Raw genomic sequence first — 345 nt, forward strand, 5'->3', positions numbered from 1 at the left:
GGAGATGCTCTTGTCGGGACGCAGGCTCAATGACGGGATGGGGGATTACATCGCGCAGCGGATGATTAAGGCCATGCTCCAGCGCCGCATGCCTGTCGTGGATACACGGGTCCTGATCATGGGGCTGACATTCAAAGAGAACTGTCCTGATCTGCGCAATACGAGAGTGATCGACGTGATCGAAGGGCTACGGGAGTTCGGAGTCACAGTTGATGTGTATGACCCGCATGCCGATCCGGATCTCGCGCGTTCAGAATACGGTCTTGAGCTGACGCCTGCCCCGGAGCAGGGCGTTTATGATGGTGTGATCCTTGCCGTCGCGCACCAGGAATTTCGCGAGATGGG

General features: G+C 57.7%; 1 protein-coding gene. It reads left to right on the forward strand.

Annotation, left to right across the window (positions count from 1 at the left end):
* Positions 1-345, forward strand: a 345-nt coding sequence (locus Q5L94_RS13470) for a UDP binding domain-containing protein (RefSeq protein WP_317498872.1), incomplete at both ends; no start/stop codon positions are given.

It is taken from the genome of Idiomarina sp. Sol25, from assembly GCF_033052775.1.
Classification (GTDB): Bacteria; Pseudomonadota; Gammaproteobacteria; order Enterobacterales; family Alteromonadaceae; genus Idiomarina.